The 17,616-nt window shown below is 72.1% G+C and carries 14 protein-coding genes; 4 read left to right on the forward strand and 10 right to left on the reverse strand.

The window, feature by feature from the left end; all coding sequences use genetic code 11:
• Together PSH25_RS07725 and PSH25_RS07730 are read left to right on the forward strand one after the other, a co-directional pair.
• The coding region (locus tag PSH25_RS07725) for an ATP-binding protein (RefSeq protein WP_372492738.1) at positions 1 to 364 on the forward strand (364 nt) is incomplete at its 5' end.
• A complete protein-coding gene (locus tag PSH25_RS07730) occupies positions 361 to 987 on the forward strand; it encodes a response regulator transcription factor (protein ID WP_238658339.1) in 627 nt (208 codons plus the stop codon). The genes PSH25_RS07725 and PSH25_RS07730, both read left to right, overlap by 4 nt.
• 3 nt (positions 988 to 990) lie before the next feature.
• Here PSH25_RS07730 and PSH25_RS07735 read toward each other — a convergent pair whose 3' ends face one another.
• A complete protein-coding gene (locus tag PSH25_RS07735) occupies positions 991 to 1,707 on the reverse strand; it encodes a YoaK family protein (RefSeq protein WP_238658340.1) in 717 nt (238 codons plus the stop codon).
• Between the two features lie 70 nt (positions 1,708 to 1,777).
• Between PSH25_RS07735 and PSH25_RS07740 the strand changes: the two genes are divergently transcribed.
• Positions 1,778 to 2,458 carry a GntR family transcriptional regulator gene (locus tag PSH25_RS07740; RefSeq protein WP_238658341.1) on the forward strand — a complete coding sequence of 227 codons (681 nt, stop codon included), beginning with the start codon at positions 1,778 to 1,780 and terminating at the stop codon, positions 2,456 to 2,458.
• 23 nt (positions 2,459 to 2,481) lie between these two features.
• Here the strand turns inward: PSH25_RS07740 and PSH25_RS07745 are convergent, their stop codons facing one another.
• The 9 genes from PSH25_RS07745 to PSH25_RS07785 form a co-directional block, all read right to left on the reverse strand.
• Positions 2,482 to 4,272 (reverse strand): gamma-glutamyltransferase family protein, encoded by a 1,791-nt coding sequence (locus PSH25_RS07745; protein WP_238658342.1) that lies wholly within the window; start codon positions 4,270 to 4,272, stop codon positions 2,482 to 2,484.
• Entirely contained in the window at positions 4,269 to 5,270 is a 1,002-nt protein-coding gene (locus tag PSH25_RS07750; protein WP_112678145.1) for an ABC transporter ATP-binding protein, read from the reverse strand. The genes PSH25_RS07745 and PSH25_RS07750 overlap by 4 nt, the downstream gene beginning before the upstream one ends.
• Positions 5,267 to 6,283, reverse strand: coding sequence for an ABC transporter ATP-binding protein (locus tag PSH25_RS07755; protein ID WP_238658343.1), 1,017 nt, complete (start codon positions 6,281 to 6,283; stop codon positions 5,267 to 5,269). Before PSH25_RS07755 ends, PSH25_RS07750 begins: the two co-directional genes overlap by 4 nt.
• A complete protein-coding gene (locus PSH25_RS07760) occupies positions 6,280 to 7,167 on the reverse strand; it encodes an ABC transporter permease (RefSeq protein WP_238658344.1) in 888 nt (295 codons plus the stop codon). The genes PSH25_RS07755 and PSH25_RS07760 overlap by 4 nt, the downstream gene beginning before the upstream one ends.
• Positions 7,164 to 8,120, reverse strand: coding sequence for an ABC transporter permease (locus tag PSH25_RS07765; RefSeq protein ID WP_091399352.1), 957 nt, complete (start codon positions 8,118 to 8,120; stop codon positions 7,164 to 7,166). The genes PSH25_RS07760 and PSH25_RS07765 overlap by 4 nt, the downstream gene beginning before the upstream one ends.
• A 6-nt stretch (positions 8,121 to 8,126) precedes the next feature.
• Positions 8,127 to 9,803, reverse strand: a complete 1,677-nt coding sequence (locus PSH25_RS07770; protein ID WP_238658345.1) for an ABC transporter substrate-binding protein — start codon at positions 9,801 to 9,803, stop codon at positions 8,127 to 8,129.
• Between the two features lie 117 nt (positions 9,804 to 9,920).
• Positions 9,921 to 11,108: an MFS transporter gene (locus PSH25_RS07775; RefSeq protein WP_238658346.1), complete on the reverse strand. Its 1,188-nt coding sequence runs from the start codon at positions 11,106 to 11,108 to the stop codon at positions 9,921 to 9,923.
• A 126-nt stretch (positions 11,109 to 11,234) separates the two neighbouring features.
• On the reverse strand, positions 11,235 to 15,269 hold the full coding sequence (locus PSH25_RS07780) for a discoidin domain-containing protein (RefSeq protein WP_238658347.1): 4,035 nt from the start codon (positions 15,267 to 15,269) through the stop codon (positions 11,235 to 11,237).
• A gap of 169 nt (positions 15,270 to 15,438) precedes the next feature.
• Entirely contained in the window at positions 15,439 to 16,005 is a 567-nt protein-coding gene (locus tag PSH25_RS07785) for a TetR/AcrR family transcriptional regulator (RefSeq protein WP_238658348.1), read from the reverse strand.
• Positions 16,006 to 16,117: 112 nt separating this feature from the next.
• On the opposite strand from PSH25_RS07785, the gene PSH25_RS07790 reads away from it, so the two are divergent.
• Entirely contained in the window at positions 16,118 to 17,518 is a 1,401-nt protein-coding gene (locus PSH25_RS07790) for an MFS transporter (RefSeq protein WP_238658349.1), read from the forward strand.
• Positions 17,519 to 17,616 lie beyond the last annotated feature (98 nt).

The raw sequence follows: 17,616 nt of genomic DNA on the forward strand, positions 1-17,616 counted from the left end.
CGGCATGGCGGTGCTGCGGCTGGCCCAGGAGGCGCTAGCCAACGTGGCCAAACACGCGGGGACAGCCGCGCTCGCGCACCTCGTAGTCGCAGTCCGGGACGGCTCGGTGCACTGGGAGGTCACCGACAACGGGCGCGGCGGGGTGCCGGCGGGCGTGCCGGCCGGTGGCGGGCACGGCATCACCGGGATGCGCGAGCGGGTCGAGGTTCTCGGCGGCCGGCTGGAGGCGGGCCCGACCGACACCGGGTGGCGGGTGCGTACCGTCCTTCCGGCCGGGGCCCCCGCGTCCGCCGACGCGCCGGTCGGGGCGGTGCCCCGCGAGCGGGAGGCCACCGCCGGGTCGCCCGCGCCGGAGCCGGCGTGATCCGGGTGCTGCTGGTCGACGACCAGCACCTCATCCGAGCCGGGCTGCGCATGCTCTGCGAGGCCCAACCCGACATCGAGGTCGTCGGGGAGGCCGACAGCGGCCGGGAGGCGATTCCGCTGGCCGGGCGGCTCCTCCCCGACGTCGTCGTGATGGACCTGCGGATGCCCGGGGTCGACGGGATCACCGCGACCAGCCGGATCCTCGCCGAACGCCCCACCACCCGCATCCTGGTGCTGACCACGTTCGGCGACGACGACCACCTCTACCCCGCGCTGACCGCCGGCGCGTGCGGGTTCCTGCTCAAGGACGCGCCCCCGACCGAGCTGCTGGACGGCATCCGCCGGGCCGCCGTCGGTGACAGCCCGTTCAGCCCGGAGGTGCTGCGCCGCCTCGTACAGCGCGCGGTGCACGCCCGCCCCGGGTCACCACCGGCCCTGCCGGGCCTGACCGCCCGGGAACGGGACGTGCTCACCCTGGTCGCCGAGGGTCTGTCCAACGCCGAGATCGCCGACCGGCTCCACATCGGCGTCACCACGGTCAAGACCCACATCACCAGCCTGATGACCAAGACCGACAGCCCCAACCGGGTACGGCTGGCCCTGTTCGCTCGCGGCGTCTGACGCTCAGGCCCGCAGCCGCGCGGACACGGCGATGACGAGCACCAGCGGCACGATCAGCAGGGCCGGGGCGACGACCGGCAGGTGCAGGGCGACCAGGGCGCCGACCGCCGCGCCGACCATGAGGGCCAGCAGCACCTGAGCCTTGGGGCGCAGGCTGGCCCACGGGCTGCGCGCGGCGACGCCGGCGATCAGGCTGGTGAGCGTGCCGGTCAGGTACGTGGAGGACAGGCCGGACACGCCGAAGCGTTGGATCGCGCTGCTCTGTACGCCCAGCGCGACCGCGGACAGCATGAGCAGCGCCAGGTGGACGCGCGCTTCGGGGTTGTGCAGGGTGACCTCCCAGACGACGGCGAACACCACGAACACCGCCAGCTCCAGGACCAGCGCCCAGGTGACCCGCCGGGGCCAGACCGGATCGTCGGGTTGCGCCGAGCCGACGACGCGGGCGCCCGCGAGGACACCGACGATGAAGCTGACGATGGCGCAGCCCGACGTCAGGGCCAGGTCGGCCTCGCCCCGGCCCGCCGAGAGCCCGAGCAGGACCATGTTGCCGGTCATCACGCTGGCGAAGGCGCCGCCGAGCGCGAGGAAACCGAGGGCGTCGGCGCTCCCGGTGAGGAAGGTGAGGACGACGACGAGCGCGTGCCGCCGCCGCAGCAGGCGCTCGTTCCGGTGCGGGGCGACGCGGGGGCGGGTGACGCGGGGCGCTGTGCTCGACACTGTCGGCCACCTTCCAATGATTGTTCTTCGTATACACTTTGTCCGGACACGTTCACGGAGAGGCGACCAGGTGGCTGAAGACCTACGGGACAAGCTCGGCGCGCAACACCTGCCGCTACGCGATCAGGTCCTCGCCGCGCTGCGGACCGCCATCATCGACGGCGACTACCTTCCCGGGGAACGGCTGACCGAGGACCGGCTCGCCGAGGACTTCGGCGTCTCCCGCAACCCCGTCCGGGAGGCGCTGCGCGTCGCCGAGGCGGAGGGGTTTGTCGTGATCCTCCCCCGCCGGGGAGCGGTCGTCGCCTCACCGAGCAGCGGGACCATCACCGACATGTTCGTCGTGCGCGAGCGCCTGGAGGCGCTGGCCGCCCGGCTGGCCGCCGAACGGGCCACCGCGGCCGACGTGGCGTCCCTGCGTGCGCTGCTCGACCAGGGCCGCGAGGCGACGCAGCGCCACGACCTGGCCCGGGTCGCCGAGCTGAACAGCACGCTGCACCTGCGCATCCTCCAGATCAGCGGAAACCCCTGGCTGTCTTCGATCGCCAAGTCGCTCTACCTCCATGTCCAGTGGGTCTTCCGGCTCGGCGCGGCCGAACGCGCCCCCCACTCGTGGGCCGAGCACATCCAACTCGTCGATGCCATCGAGTCAGGCGACGGTGACCGCGCCGAGCGGGCCGCGCTCGACCACCTCGACGCGGCGTCCGCCGCGGCGTACGAGAACGCCGAAGGCGGCTACGGCGCCCGCTGACGGGCGCGTGACTACCGCGCCCGCTACCGGCCGCACGCGTAGCCCTGCATCCCCCGGGGGTTCGCACCGGCGGCCAGCACGCCCGTCGCCGGGTCACGGGTCACCGCGCAGAGCCGACCCAGGCTCCACCCGTCGGTGACCCGCACCTCGTGCCCGTACGCCCGCAGCGCCGCCAACACGCCCTCGTCGAACCGGTCCTCCACCACCAGGACGCCGGGCTCCATGTCGCGGGGATAGAACGACCCCGGCAGGCTGACCGTGTGCCACGCCGGCGCGTCGATGGCCTCCTGGAGGCTCTGACCACCGACCAGGTGCCGCAGCAGGAACGGCAACTGCCACTGGTCCTGCTGGTCGCCACCGGGGGTGCCGCACGCCAGCACCGGCTCGCCGTCGCGGTGCACCATCGTCGGGCTCAACGTCGTACGCGGGCGGCGGCCCGGCGCCAGCGACGAGGCGAGCCCCTCCTCCAGCCAGAACATCTGCAACCTGCTGCCCAGCGGAAAGCCGAGCTCCGGAATCGTCGGGGAACTCTGCAACCAGCCGCCGCTGGGCGTAGCGGAGATCATGTTGCCCCAGCGGTCGACCACGTCCACGTGACAGGTGTCGCCCCGGGTCACCCCGTCCGACTGCACGGTCGGCTCCCCCGTGGTGGCGTCCGTCGGCCCGGTACGCCGCGCGGCACCGGGTCGGACGTGGGCGGGCAGGCGCGGCTGCGCCCCGTCGGGACGCCCCGGCCGCAACTCCGCCGACGCGCGGTCGCCGATCAGGGCGGCCCGCTCCCGCGCGTACTGCGGGGAGAGCAGCGCCTTGGCGGGCACGTCGACGCCGTCGCCGTACCAGGCCTCCCGGTCGGCGAAGGCGAGCTTGAGCGCCTCGACCTGGGCGTGCACGCCCGCCGCGGTCCCCGCGTCGTACGCGCCCGGGTCGTCGAGCGCGTCCAGGGTGGCCAGGGACTCCAGCAGCACCGGGCCTTGACCCCAGAAGCCGGTCTTCGCCACCGAGTAGCCGTGCCAGTCGAGGGTGGCGGGCGTCTCCCAGCTCGCCGAGTACGCGGCCAGGTCGTCGCCGGTGACCAGCCCGGCGTGCGGGCGTCCGCTGGAGTCCTGGAACGGTCGCCGGCTGAACGCGTCGATCGCCTCGGCGACGAAGCCCGTGCTCCAGGCCCGACGCGCGGCCTCGATCTGGGCCTCCCGGTCGGCGCCGGCGGCCTGTCCCGCCTCGACGAGGCGGCGCAGGGTGTCCGCGTACGCCGGGTTGGTGACCATCTCCCCCGCGGCCGGTGGCCGGCCGCCGCGCAGCCAGAGCGCGGCGGACGTGGGCCAGTGTTCCTCGAACAACGACCGGACGGCGGCCACGGTGTCGCCGACCCGGCCCACCAGCGGGTGCCCGGCGCCGGCGTAGCCGATCGCCGGCTCCAGCACCTCGGCGAGGGTGAGCGTGCCGTGCTCGCGCAGCAGCAGGAGCCAGGCGTCCACCGCGCCCGGTACGGCAGCCGCGAGTGGGCCGGCACCCGGGATGAGGTCCATTCCGAGGGACCGGAAGTGCGCGATGGTGGCACCGGCCGGCGCTGGTCCCTGCCCGCACAGCACCTTCGGTCGGGGGTCCTGTGCGGTGGCCACGATGGCCGGCACCTCGCCGCCCGGCCCGTTGAGGTGCGGCTCGACGACGTGCAGGACGAACCCGGCGGTGACCGCGGCGTCGAAGGCGTTGCCCCCGCGTTCCAGGATGCCCATCGCGGCCTGGCTGGCGAGCCAGTGGGTGGAGGACACCATGCCGAAGGTGCCCTGCAACGTGGGTCGGGTGGTGAACGTCATGACAACACCTCACTGGGATCTGCGGTGCGAACGTCGGGGCCGGTGCCGTCCGGGCGGACCAGGTGGCATGCGGCCATGCCGTCGCCGATCGCGGTCTGCGCCGGCACCTCCGTCGCGCACCTGTCGAAGGCGAGCGGGCACCGGGTCCGGAACCGGCAGCCGGACGGCGGGTCGAGCGCGGACGGCAGGTCGTCGCCGAGCAGCACCGGCTGACGGTGGCGCTGACGCACCGGGTCGGCCACCGGCGCGGCGGACAGCAGCGCCTGCGTGTACGGGTGGGCGGGCCGGGCGAAGATCCGCTCGCGGCTGCCCGTCTCGACGAGTTGACCCAGGTACATGACCGCGATGTCGTCGGCCAGGTACTCGACCGCGGAGAGGTCGTGGGTGATGAAGAGGCAGGCGAACCCGATGTCGCGTTGCAGGTCGGCGAGGAGGTTGAGCACCGACGCCTGTACGGACACGTCGAGCGCGCTTGTGGGTTCGTCTGCGATGAGCAGCATGGGCTCGGAGATCAGGGCCCGCGCGATGCTGACCCGTTGCCGTTGCCCGCCGGACAACTCGTGGGGATAGCGACGGGCCACCTCGGCGCGCAGGCCCACCCGTTCGAGTTGGGGGGCGACGCGGGCGTCCCGGTCGCGCCGGGAGATCCGCTTGCCGGCGAGCCGCAGCGGTTCGGCCACGATCTCGCCCACCAGCATCCGCGGGTCCAGCGACGCGGCCGGGTCCTGGAAGACGATCGACACCGCGCCGCGATGCGGGCGCAGCCGCCGCCGGGACAGGTGGGTGACGTCGGTGCCCGCGATCCGGACCGTCCCGGCGGTCGGCTCGACGAGCCGCACCACGCACCGGCCCACCGTCGACTTTCCGGAACCGCTCTCCCCCACCAGGGCCGTGACCCGGCCGCGGGGAATGGTCAGGGACACCCCGTCCACGGCCCGCACCGGGCCGAAGTGCATCACCAGGTCCGCGATCTCCAGGGCGTTCGGCTGCGGCGTCATCGGTTCGCCTCCTGAGCTGCCGTCGGTGCCGTGGTGCAGGGGTACCAGCAGGCCGCGACATGGTCGGCGCCACCGATGCCCTCCAGCGGCGGGGCGGCCGTCCGGCACCGCTCGTCGGCGGCCGGGCAGCGATCCGCGAAGGTGCAGGCGTCGGGTTGGCTCGCCAGGACGGGCACCAGCCCGGGGATCTCGGTCAACCGATCCGTGCCGGCGTGCCGGCCCGGCTGCGGTGACGCCGACAGGAGCCCGGCGGTGTACCGGTGCCGCGGGTGGGCGAACAGGTCGTCCACCGGCGCCTGTTCCACCACCCGGCCCGCGTACATGACGACGACGCGGTCCGCGATGTCGGCGATCACGCCGAGGTCGTGGGTGATGATGAGGACGCTCGTGCCGAGCCGGTCGCGCAGGTCGCGCAGCACATGGAGGATGCCGGCCTGGACGGTGACGTCCAGCGCGGTGGTCGGCTCGTCGGCGACCAGCACCTTCGGGCCGCAGGCCACCGCCATCGCGATCATCACGCGCTGGCGCATGCCGCCGGAGAGTTGGTGCGGATAGCCGTCGACGCGCTGGGCGGCGGACGGGATCCCGACGAGCGTCAACAGCTCGACGGCGCGCGCCCGCGCCGCCCGTCGGGACATCCGCTCGTGGACCTGGAGCACCTCCCCGATCTGCCGCCCGACGGTGAGCACCGGGTTCAACGACGTCATCGGCTCCTGGAAGATGTAGGCGATCTCCCGGCCACGGACCCGACGCAGGGCCGACTCACGGGCGCCGACCAGCTGCGTGCCGTCCAGGCGCACCGAGCCGGTGACCCGGGCGCTGCCCGGCAGCAGCCCGGCGATACTCATCGCGGTGACGCTCTTTCCGCACCCCGACTCGCCCACCATCCCGACGATCTCCCCGGCCGCGAGGTCCAGGCTGACACCGTCGACCGCCGAGACGGTGCCGGTCTCGGTCGGGAACGACACCGACAGGTCGCGGATCTCCAGCACGGGCGCGGAGGCCGTGGTCATCGCCGGTCTCCCTTCGGGTCGAGGGCGTCGCGCAGGGCGTCGCCGAAGACGTTGAACGCCAGCGCCAGACCCATGATCACGACGCCGGGTAAGACGGCGGCCCAGGGTGCGCGGGCGGCGAACTGCTGGGCGGTGGCCAGCATGGTGCCGAGACTGGGCGCGGGGGGCTGGATGCCGAGACCGAGGAAGGACAGCACCGCCTCGCCGAGGATGGCGGCCGGGATGGCGACCGTGGCCTGCACCAGGATCACCGAGGTCGCGTTCGGCAGGATGTGCCGGGCCAGGACCCACAGGTCGCTCGCGCCGTCCACGACGGCCGCCGCGACGAAGTCGAGCGACTTGAGGCGCAGCGTGTCCGAGCGGACGACCCGGATCACCCCGGGGATCTGGGCGATGCCGATGGCCACCGCGGCGTTGCCGAGGCTGGCGCCCCGGATGGCCGCCAGCCCCACCGCCATGATCAGGAACGGAAACGCCAGCAGCAGGTCGGTGAAGCGCGAGATCACCGCGTCCCAGGCCCGGAAGTAGCCGGCCGCGAGCCCGAGCGGCACCCCGATGACCAGCGACGTGGCCACCGCCAGGAGCCCCACCTGCAACGACGCCCGCGCGCCGAGCATGATGCGGGAGAGGACGTCGCGGCCGAGGTCGTCGGTGCCCAGCACGTGCCCGGCGGTGCCGGGAGGCGCGAACGTATTGGCGAAGTCGGTCTGGTCGACGGAGTAGGGCGCGAGCCAGGGCGAGAGCAGCGCGATGAGGCCCGCCAGCGCGAGCACGACGAAGCTCACCACGGCGAGCGGGTTGCGCCGCAGTCGCCGCAGCACCCGGGTACGCCGGGTGACGCTGGCGGTGCTGGTCTCCGCCATCGGTACGGTGAGGACGGTCATGCCGGATCTCCCGTCACCCGGATGCGAGGGTCGATGACCGAGTAGAGCAGGTCCACGAAGAAGTTGATCACGATGTAGGCCGCCGCGGTGAGCAGGACGACGGCCTGGATCACCGGGTAGTCCCGTTGGAACACCGCGTCGATGGTCATCTTGCCGAAGCCCGGCAGTCCGAAGATCTGTTCGGTGACGACCGCGCCCGAGATCAGCCCGCCCAGTTGGAGACCCACGACGGTCACCACCACGATGAGGCTGTTCCGCAGGGCGTGCCGGGTGATGACGGCGCGCGGTCGCAGGCCCTTCGCCTTCGCCGTCCGCACGTAGTCGGAGGAGAGCGAGTCCAGCATCGCCGACCGGGTCTGCCGCATGATGATCGCGGCGAGGCCGGTGCCGAGGATCACCGCCGGCAGGACGATGTGGTGCAGGTTGTCCACGGGGTCCTCCAGGATCGGCACGAAGCCGGAGGCGGGGAACAGCCCGGTCGCCACGGACAGGTAGAGGATTGCCAGCAGCCCGAGCCAGAAGTGCGGCACCGACAGGCCGATCAGGGCCAGGCCGTTGGCGAGCCACTCCGCCGGGCGTCCACGACGGACCGCCGCGAGCACCCCGGCGCCGACCCCGAGCGCCGCCGCGATGAGGATCGCCAGCACGGACAGCTCGACGGTTACCGGCAGGGCGGTCGTGAGCATCGACGAGACCGGCGTGCCGGTGCGGATCGACACCCCGAAGTCGCCCTGCGCCATGCGCTCCACGTACTGGGCGAACTGCACCGGCAGCGGCTGGTCCAGCCCGTAGTGCCGACGGATGGCCTCCAGTGCCTCCGGCGAGCGGTCCTCCCCGGCCAGCGCGAGGGCCGGGTCGCCGGGGAGCGCCCGCACGCCGACGAAGACCACGATCGTCGACAACAGCAGGGTCAGCGCCGACTGCCAGGCGCGGGTGAGCAGGTATCGGGCCACGACGGCCTACTTCGTGAAGCCGGCGAAGGCAGCCCGGATCACGCCGTCCGGGTAGACCTGCAGGCCCTGGATCTGCTTGCTGACGGCGGTCAGGTTGCGCTGCCGGTAGAGGTAGATCAGGGCGTCGTCCTGCTGCAGCAGGGTGACCGCCTGCCCGTACAGCTTCCTGCGCTCCTCGACGTCGCCGGCCTGCCGAGCCTGGGTGAGCAGGGTGTCGAGCTGCGGGTTGCTGTAGCCGGCGACGTTCTGACTGGCGCCGGTGCCGACGAAGTTGGTGATGTTGGCGTCCGGGTCGATCCGGCCGCTCCACCCCAGTTGCAGCAGCTCGAAGTTGCCGCGGTCCTGCTCGTCGAGGAGCGACGAGTACTCCACCGGGTTGATCTTCAGGTCGAATCCGCCGTCCTTGACCATGGACTGCAACGCCTGGGCGAGGCGCAGCGTGTCGGGGGTGTTCGAGGCGAGCATCGTCACCGCGTACGGCGTCTGCACACCGGCCTCGGCCAACAGCTGCTTGGCCTTGGCGGGGTCGTGCGCCGGGCAGGTCTGCGCCTCGGGGGACGAGAACGTGCTCGCGGGCGAGATCGGGGAGCAGGCGGCGGCGTGCAGACCGTTGAAGACCGCGTCGACCAGGGCCTTGCGGTCGATGGCGTGCTCGAAGGCCTGCCGCACCTTGGCGTTCTGGGCCAGGGGGCGGTTGATCGGCTTCGGGGCGGTGCCGACGCCGTCGACGTTGCCGACGTTGATGGTCAGGCCCTGGTATCCGAGGGACTGCGACTGGAGGACGGAGACCGCCGTGTCCTGCCGGAGCGAGGCGACGTCCTGGGTGGAGACCGAATCGGCGACCTGAGCGTCGCCGGAGCGCAGGTTGGCCGCGCGGATGCTGGCGTCGGTGAGGATCCGCCACGAGATGGCGTCCAGGTGCACCTTGCTGGCGTCGTAGTAGTTCGGGTCGCGCACCACCTCGATCGAGTTCTGCGGCACCCGCTTGGCGAACTTGAAGGGGCCGACGCAGACCGGCGCCGAGGCGAAGTCGTCACCCCGGGTCCGCAACGCCTGCGCACTCATGATCATGCCGGCCCGGTCGGCGAGGGCGCCGAGCAGCGGCGCGAACGGCTGCTTCAGCCGCAGGACGACGGTCTGCGCGTCCGGGGTGTCGATGCCGTCGATGGGGCCGAGTTCGCTCTTGCGCGCCGATCGGGCGTTGGTGAGGTGGCGTTGCAGGGTGGCCTTCACCGCGGCCGAGTCGAACGCCGTGCCGTCCGCGAAGCGCACGCCCGGCCGCAGCGGAATGGTCACCGTCCGGCCGTCGCCGCTCGTGGTGGGCAGGGCCGTCGCGAGCTGCGGTACGACCTGCGCCTGCTCGTTGACGTCGTAGAGCTTCTGGCACATGGCCTGGAAGACGTAGCGGGAGTAGAGGCTTCTCGACAGCGTCGGGTCCAGCGCGTCGGGCTCGGCGGAGAGGGCGATGACCAGCTTGCCGCCCGGCTTCACGGCGGCCGGGTCCGCGGGCGTACCGAAGGAATCCTGGCCTGCCGACTGGTCGCCGCCGGACTGGTTGCCGCCTTCGTCGTTCGACACCGGTGAGCAGGCGACGACCGTGCAGACGACGGCGGCGGCCGCCACGGCGGCCCGGAGCACCCGGCGGCGGGGCAGGTTCGTGTCGCGGACGGAGAGGTTCGTCATGGAGAGCTCCTCAAGTGGGCGATTCGGGGAGCGTATGTTGTATACGATGACCGCCGCAAGACCTCCGCGAACGGCTTATCGGGGCGCCCCGGGGCCGTCGACGGGGCCGGCTGGTGGTCAGCTCGCGGGCCGCGTCCGGCCGCCCCGCACCAGGCTGAGCAGGACGACCAGCGCGAGCACCGCCACCACCGCGCTGAAGATCTCGCCGGCGGGGCGCAGACCGATCGTCTGGATCAGCAGACCGACCCCGACCGCGGGCACGCCGAGCATGGCGAACAGGATGGCGAAGAACGTCGACACCGCCTCGGCCCGGTGCTGCGGTTCGGTCTTCATGGTGATCGTCGCGATGCCGTACCCCACCGCCACCCCGGACGCGACCCCGATGATCGCCGCGCTGATCATCAGCGTCGCCAGCAACGCCATCCACATGCTGAACGCGAGCAGCCCCGCCCCCACGACCAGGCCGGCGCAGGCGCTGGCCAGCGCGGCGCGTGAGGACAGGACGCGGGTCAGCAACTGACCGAACGCCGCGCCGGCGAACGCCACGAAGACCACCAGGGCGGCCAGGGTGTGGGAGGTCTCGTGCAGAACCATGCCGAGGAACAGCCCGCTCACCGATGTGAGCACCCCGAGAGCGGCGAAGCCCGCGCCAGCGGTGAGCGCCGAGCGGACGAAGGCGCCGCGAATGGTCGCCGGCACGTGCAATCGCTGCACCCGCAGCGTCACCGGTGAACGCTCCCGGACCGTCTCCGGTACCCCGCGCAGCGCGATGATCGCGATCACCGCCAGGATCAGCACGATGACCCAGGGCAGCCGGAGCGGTTCGGGTGCCACGTCCGACACGATCCCGGACAGCAGGGTGCCGGCGGCCAGGCCGCCCAGGTTCGCGAAGATCGACACGGTGGCGGCGCGCTTGGGATGCCGAGGGTCGATCAACTCCGCCAGCGCCGCGGTCGCCGCACCGATGATCAGTGCGGCGGACAGCCCGGCGAGGATCCGACCCACGATGATCATCGCCAGGTCCACGGCGGCCAGGAACACGGCGTCGGCGGCGACCGAGAGCAGCAGCGCGATGAGGATGACCGGGCGGCGGCCGATCTGGTCGGAGAGCCGACCGAAGACCAGCAGCCCGACGACGACTCCCAGCGCGTAGAGCGCGTAGACCACTGTCACGGTCAGCGACGAGAACCCGAACTCCAGCTCGTAGAGCGGGTAGAGCGGGGTCGGCACTGTGGTGCCCACGAGCGTGATCCAGAACGCGAACGCGACCCGCACCGCGCCGGACGTGGAACCGGACCGTGTCACACGTACAGCATGGATCTCGGTCCCGAGCCGAGGTGCGGCAACGGATCTAATCGCCCGCATCAGGTGGCAACGCACGGGTCACGGTGGGAAGCGGAGCCGCACGACGCCGCTTCCCACCGCGTACTCCTAGGAGTTGTACGCCTGCGCGGTCACCGTGACCTGGCGGGCGAGGCCCGACCGCGCCGGCCAGGAGATCCGCACCTCGCGGCTCTCCCCGGGCAGGAGCCAGAAGTAGTTGTCGTCGTAGCGGGCCGGCAGGACCCGCTCACCGCGCTGGTCGCGCACGGCGAGCCGCACCAGGGCGGCGACCGTACGGCCCTGGTTGCGGACCGTCGTGGTGACGGTGTTGCGCCCGTCCACGACGCGTACGGTGCTCGACGACGTCGACAGTCGGGTGCTCGGCACGTCGTTGAGCGCCCGCAACTGCTCGGCCTTGTCGTAGCGCCAGTAGGTGTTCTCCGCGAGCAGCCGGTCGCGGCTGTCCCGCAGCTCCAGTCGCACCAGGTGCAGCCCGCCGCCCTCCGGCGCGGGGAGCGGGAAGACCGCCGTGGTGGCCGAGCGGGCCACGTCCACCCGCTGACGCTGGGGCGATCCCAGCGACCGGCCGCTCAGGTCGTAGCGTCGGGCGCTCACCGTGACCCCGCTGAGCGGCGCGGCGGTGTGGTTGACCACCCGGACCTGCCAGGTGCCCGGGTCGGCCTGGACGTGCACCGGCTCGCACCCCTTGCGGGCGCCGTAGTAGGCGCCGTTCACGTCGAGGTCGTAGTCGTAGGTCTGCCAGACCGTGCTGTGCCACGCCGGGTGCGACATCCACAGCAGCAGACCGGTGGCGTCCTGCCACAGGTTGGCGTTCCACGCCTCGAACATGGCGCGGTGGCTCTCGTAGTTGACGAACTGCGCCCGGGTGGCGAACTCGTCGAGCGAGTCGGACTCACCGAGCCGCGCGTCGATCGCCGCCTGGTACGTGCCGACGCGCTGGTTACCGATGGTCGACCAGTCGTGGTAGTTCCACACCTCACCGATCGGCCACTCCGGCGCGTCACCGACGAGGTTGCGCATGCTCTCGACCACCGACACCACCGGCATGCCGATCTCGGTGTGGAAACCGAACGCGCCCGTGTCGTAGGTGTTCTTGTTGTTGTACGTCGCCGGCTCCACCCAGTGGTACGGGCCGTGGCCGCTGACGATGCCGCCGGCCGAGTTGGGGATGTAGAGGATCTCCGGGTGCTCGGTGGCCGCGGCCTGCTTGAGCCCGGCGTCCACGATCGGCGGCGGGTCACCCTCGTTCGCGCCACACCACACCACGATGCTCGGGTGATGGCGGAAGCGCCGGATCGTGTCGGCGGCGATGTCGACGTAGCCGGGCGGGTTGGGCAGGAACGCGCCCGCCTGCCAGAAGTCGTTCCACACCAGGATGCCCTGCTCGTCGCAGGCCTGGTACAGCTCCTCGCGGTTGCTGCTGCCGAGCCAGTTGCGGATCATCGTGAAGTTCATGTCGCGGTGCATCTCGACCGTGTCGGCCAGCCGGTCGGGCAGCACCCGGCGCAGCAGCTCGTCCCAGCCCCAGTTGCCGCCCCGGGCGAAGACCGGCACACCGTTCACGCTGATCTTGAGTTGGGTGACGGCGTTGCTGACCGACCTGACGTCGGTCCAGTGCTGCCCGTCGTCCGAGACCTGGATGACGAAGTCGCGGGCGTACGCCTGCTCCCAGACGATGGTGACCTGGTCGAAGCTGACCGGAGCGCCGAGGTCGACCTGGATCCACTGGTTGTCCTCGAACTTCGACGACCACCGGGTCCGGGGGTTGCCGTCGACGGCCCGGTCCGGGCCGTTCGAGTCGCTGTCGGACGACGAGGCGGTGGCGGTCCTGCCCAGGGCCAGGTCGACGTCCGGCTCGGCCTGCCGCTGCACCGAGAGCGCCCACATGGACACGCCCCACGAGGTCACCCGCGCGCCGGTCTGGATGCGCAGGTGCTGGGCGGTCTGACTGGCGAACGTCTCGACCTGGGTGGCGCGGCTGCCCAGCGGGGTGTCGTTGCTGACCGACGTCACGTCACTCCAGGCGTCCCCGTCGGCGGAGACCTGCACGCGGTAGTCCAGCGCGTACGCCTGCTCCCACACGATGGTGACCCGGTCGAAGTCGACCGGAGCGCCGAGGTCGACCTGGATCCACTGGTTGTCCTCGGCCTGCGAGGCCCACCGGGTCGCCGCGTCGCCGTCGACGGCCTTGCCGGGCCCGTTGCCGTCGTTCTCCGACGACGACGCGGTGGCGTCGCGGCGCAGGGCGAGATCCGGGCCGGTGCCGTCGGCCACCGACAGCGAGAACATCGAGATGCCCCATCCGGTGGCGCGCTGGCCGGCCTGGATGCGCACGTGCCGGGCATGCTGGCGGGCGAACGTGACCGTCTGGGTCGCCGCGCCGTCGACGAACTCCAGGGCGGGCTTGCCGGGCGGCGAGATGACGATCGGCTGGTGCCAGTCGTAGGCGAACTCGCGGACACCGAAGCGGAGCGCACGCCGGTCGCTGACCGCGCGCTTGACGGTGGCGGTGAGCGTGAGGTCGTACAGGTGGGGCTCGCCGTAGCCGTTGGGCCACCACAGCCGGGGGTTGCGCAGCCGCAGCGTGGGGAAGCGCTCCGGCGTGAAGGTGACGGTGGTGCTCCCGCCGGCGGGGACGGTCACGGTCGACTCGACGCGTACCTTGTCGAACTCCGCGCGGACGGTGACCGTGGTGGCGCTGGCCGCCGCGTTGCGGACCGGGACCCGGATGGTGACCTCGGCGGTGTCGGTGCCGGGCAGGTCGGGCAGCGTGGTCTGCACGTGCGGGTCGCCGATGACCACGGCGCCGGTGCTGCGCAGCCGGACGTGGTCCCAGAGGCCGGTGACCCGGTCGCGGACGGCGGGCATCCAGTCCCACCCGGACACCGCCAGGTAGGTCGGCGCGTCAAGGTAGTGGTGGGCCGACTGGAGGAAGGTACGACCGTCGGGGCCCTTGTCGCCGGGGGTGCCCGGGTGCGGCATCGGGGTGACCCGGACGGCGAGGACGTGCTCGCCACGGTGACCGGCCAGCGCGTCGGTGATGTCGAAGGCCGCCCGCGCGAACGGGTGCTTGACGCTGCCGACCTGCACGCCGTTGACCCAGGCGGTCGCCTCGTGGTTGATCCCGTCGAACTCCAGCCAGATCCGCCGACCGGCCGAGGTGTCCAGGTCGCGCGGCAGCCGCAGCGCGCGCCGGTACCACCAGGTGTGCCGGGACAGCGCCTCCGGGATGCGCATGTTGTTGAAGCCGGCCACCGGGTCGGGCAGGTGACCCTGCTCGACCAGGGTGCCCAGCACGGTGCCGGGCACCGTCGCCGGCAGCCAGGACCGGACGTCGACACCGGCGCGGGAGAGTTCGGCGCCGTCGGCGGTGCCGGCGAAGTCATCCATCGTCAACGACCAGCCCGACTCCAGCGGCACCGTACCGTCGGCGGCGACCCTCAGCTCGGGGGCCGGGCCGGTGTTGCCGCCCTCCCAACTGGTCCAGCCCTCGGCCTTCGGTCGGCCGGCCAGCGGTACGCCGTAGACCTGGAAGCCGTTGAGGCCGACCGGGTTGCTGTTCGAGCGCTTCGTGGCGGTCATCCGGATCCACCGGGCGGTGACCGGCTCGGGCAACTTGATGGCCTGCACGCCACCCTGGCCCTCGCTGGTCTCGTACACCGACCGCCAGTCCCGGCCGTCGGTGGAGACCTCGATCCGGTACGCCGTCGCGGCGCTGGAGAGGATCTCGTCACCGTCGGTGTCGGTGTAGTTGCCGTCGAACGGCCCGTCGGTGAGCGTGGCCTCGAAGACCAGGGAGACGGCCTCGATCCGGCAGAGCGCCTGGAGGTCCACCGAGATCCACTGTGGATCGCCGTTGGCGGCGCGCCATCCACTCCCCCGGACGCCGACCTGCGGCAGCCCGTCCACGGCGAAGGAGGCGGGCGTCGGCGCGTAGTCGGTCGAGGAGACCGTCACCGGGCGGTACCGGGCCAGGTCGGTGGCGGTCGTGCCCGCCGTCGGCGCCGGCACGGCGGCGGACGCGAGGGCGTCCGGCAGGGCCGCGGTCACCCCGACCGACGCCAGCAGCGTCGCGCCGGCGGAGAGGAAGGTACGCCGGGAAATCGGCGATGGCTCGGACATCTTGCCTCCAGACATGACAACGTTGTCAGGTAGCGGGGGTCTGTGACAACGTTGTCAGATGGTGGCCCGATGTTTCCCGGGAGTCAAGGGCTGACGTCCATCGTGATCCCCCGAACACGTTCCGCAGCCGATCCACTTCGGACGTCGACGCACGGACGAACGGCCGAGGTCACTCCGGCTGGGCGCTCAGCCCGTCCAGGGCGACCGTGAGCACGTGATCGCGCTGGTCGGCGCGCGGGAAGTGCCCGGAGGCGATGGCGCTGGCCAGGCGCATGACGTCGTCGATCGTCACGTCGGCGCGCACCTCGCGCGCCCGCTGGGCCCGCTCCAGCAGCGGCCCACCGGCGGCGTAGAGCGCCCGCCGACACTCCAGGTAGGCGGTGGACTCCCGGTTCAGGCCGGCGGCCAGCGGCTGCTTCGCCCCGATGTACTCCACGAAGCGCCGCAGCCACGCGTACAGGCCCTCGCGGGGGGCGAGACTCTCAGCCTCCCCGGCCGTCGCGCACACCGCCTCGACCTCGGTGACGTAGACGTTCTCGATCAGCACCTCCCGGGTCGGGAAGTTGCGGTAGAGCGTCGCGATGCCCACTCCGGCACGGCGGGCGATCTCCTCCAGCGGAGCCTCCGCGCCCTGCTCGGCGAAGGCGACCCGGGCCGCCGCCAGGATCGCGTCGTAGTTGCGGGCGGCGTCCGCCCGGTGCGGGCGGGCCACGCGCAGGTGCGTGAGGGCCGTCACGATGCCGATGTCTCCCAGTGCTAGCAAGCGGAGGCCGGCTATCACTAGAGTGATAGTGCGCCTCCACTTATTCGGAGGTCTCCTATCAGTCTAGCCCGAAAGAAGGCGGACCATGTCCCCGACTCCCGCTTCCCGTCGCGGGATCGCCCTGGCGCTCATCCTCGGCTCGCAGCTGATGATGACGCTGGACACCTCGATCATCACGACCGCGCTGCCGCACGTGCAACGGCAGTTCGGCTTCTCCCAGTCCGGGCTCTCCTGGGTGCAGAACGCCTACGTCCTGGCGTTCGGCGGCCTGCTGCTCCTCGGCGCCCGAGCCGGTGACCTGCTCGGCCGTCGCCGCGTCTTCCTCTCCGGGATCACCCTGTTCACCGCGGCGTCCCTCGCCGCCGGCCTCGCCCAGAGCGGCAGCTGGCTGATCACCGCCCGCGTCGTGCAGGGTCTCGCCGCAGCGCTCGCGGTGCCCTCCACGCTCGCCCTGCTGGTCGCCGACCACCCCCAGCCGGGAGCCCGAGCCAGGGTGATCGCCCTGTACAGCGCGGTCATCGGCGCCGGCGGCAGCGTCGGCATCGTGATCGGCGGCGTCTTCACCGACCTGCTCTCCTGGCGCTGGGGAATGCTCGTCAACGTGCCGATCGGCATCGCCATCGCGCTGCTCGCACCACGGTTCCTGGTCGAGACCGAACGCCGCGCCGGGACATTCGACCTCGGCGGCGCGCTGACCTCCACCGCCGGCATGACCGCCCTGGTGTACGGCTTCATCCAGGCCGCCGCGGCCGGCTGGAGCGCACCGAGCACCGTGGTCTCGTTGGGCCTCGGCGCCGTCCTCCTGACCGCCTTCGTGCTGATCGAGCACCGGGCACCGCAACCCATCACCCCGCTGCGCCTCTTCAGCAGCCTGGAGCGTTCCGGGGCGTACGCCGGGCGGATCCTCATCGTCGGCGCGACCTTCTCCACCTTCTACTTCCTCAGCCAGTACCTGCAGGAGGTGCTGCACCTCAGCGCCCTGCAGACCGGCTTCGCGTACGTCCCCATCACCGGCATGTTCTTCGCCATGGTGTACGCCATCCGGCCCCTGCAGAACCGGCTCGGCCGTCCCGTCCTGCTGGTGGCGTCCCTCGTTATCGCGCTGGTCGGCATGGCGTGGCTGTCACGCATCTCGGCCGGTTCCAGCTACTTTCCCGATGTGCTGCTGCCACTGCTGGTGATCGGAATCGGCCAGGGCATCGCGATCATCCTGATGACCCAGGGCGGCGTCGCCGGGGTCGAACCGCAGGACGCCGGCGCCGCGTCCGGTCTCGTCAACGTCGCCCACCAACTCGGCGGCTCACTCGGCATCGCGATCCTCACCATCGCGTACACCCGGGCCAGTTCCGCCACCGACCCGACGGCCGGCTTCCACGCCGCCTTCGCCGGCGCGGACGTCTTCTTCCTGATCGCCCTGGCCCTCGCCGTCGTCGTGGCCGTCGCGGGTCGCCGCGCCAACCGGCTCGCCGCTCTCCCCACCACCTGACCGCCCCTCGCGGCGCCCGGGCTGCGAGGGCCATGGGGTGCGGGGCTCCGGGTGGGCAGCCGGGCCGGGCAGGACGGCGCTCCGGGCGGACCGGGCCG

It is taken from the genome of Micromonospora foliorum, from assembly GCF_022229015.1.
In the GTDB taxonomy this organism is placed as follows: Bacteria; Actinomycetota; Actinomycetes; order Mycobacteriales; family Micromonosporaceae; genus Micromonospora; species Micromonospora foliorum.

Bases quoted from the DNA above. Each gene is read 5' to 3' on its own strand.
- PSH25_RS07745 (WP_238658342.1), bottom strand. From the start codon at position 4,272: ATGACGTTCACCACCCGACCCACGTTGCAGGGCACCTTCGGCATGGTG.
- PSH25_RS07750 (WP_112678145.1), bottom strand. From the start codon at position 5,270: ATGACGCCGCAGCCGAACGCCCTGGAGATCGCGGACCTGGTGATGCAC.
- PSH25_RS07755 (WP_238658343.1), bottom strand. From the start codon at position 6,283: ATGACCACGGCCTCCGCGCCCGTGCTGGAGATCCGCGACCTGTCGGTG.
- PSH25_RS07760 (WP_238658344.1), bottom strand. From the start codon at position 7,167: ATGACCGTCCTCACCGTACCGATGGCGGAGACCAGCACCGCCAGCGTC.
- PSH25_RS07770 (WP_238658345.1), bottom strand. From the start codon at position 9,803: ATGACGAACCTCTCCGTCCGCGACACGAACCTGCCCCGCCGCCGGGTG.
- PSH25_RS07780 (WP_238658347.1), bottom strand. From the start codon at position 15,269: ATGTCCGAGCCATCGCCGATTTCCCGGCGTACCTTCCTCTCCGCCGGC.
- PSH25_RS07790 (WP_238658349.1), top strand. From the start codon at position 16,118: ATGTCCCCGACTCCCGCTTCCCGTCGCGGGATCGCCCTGGCGCTCATC.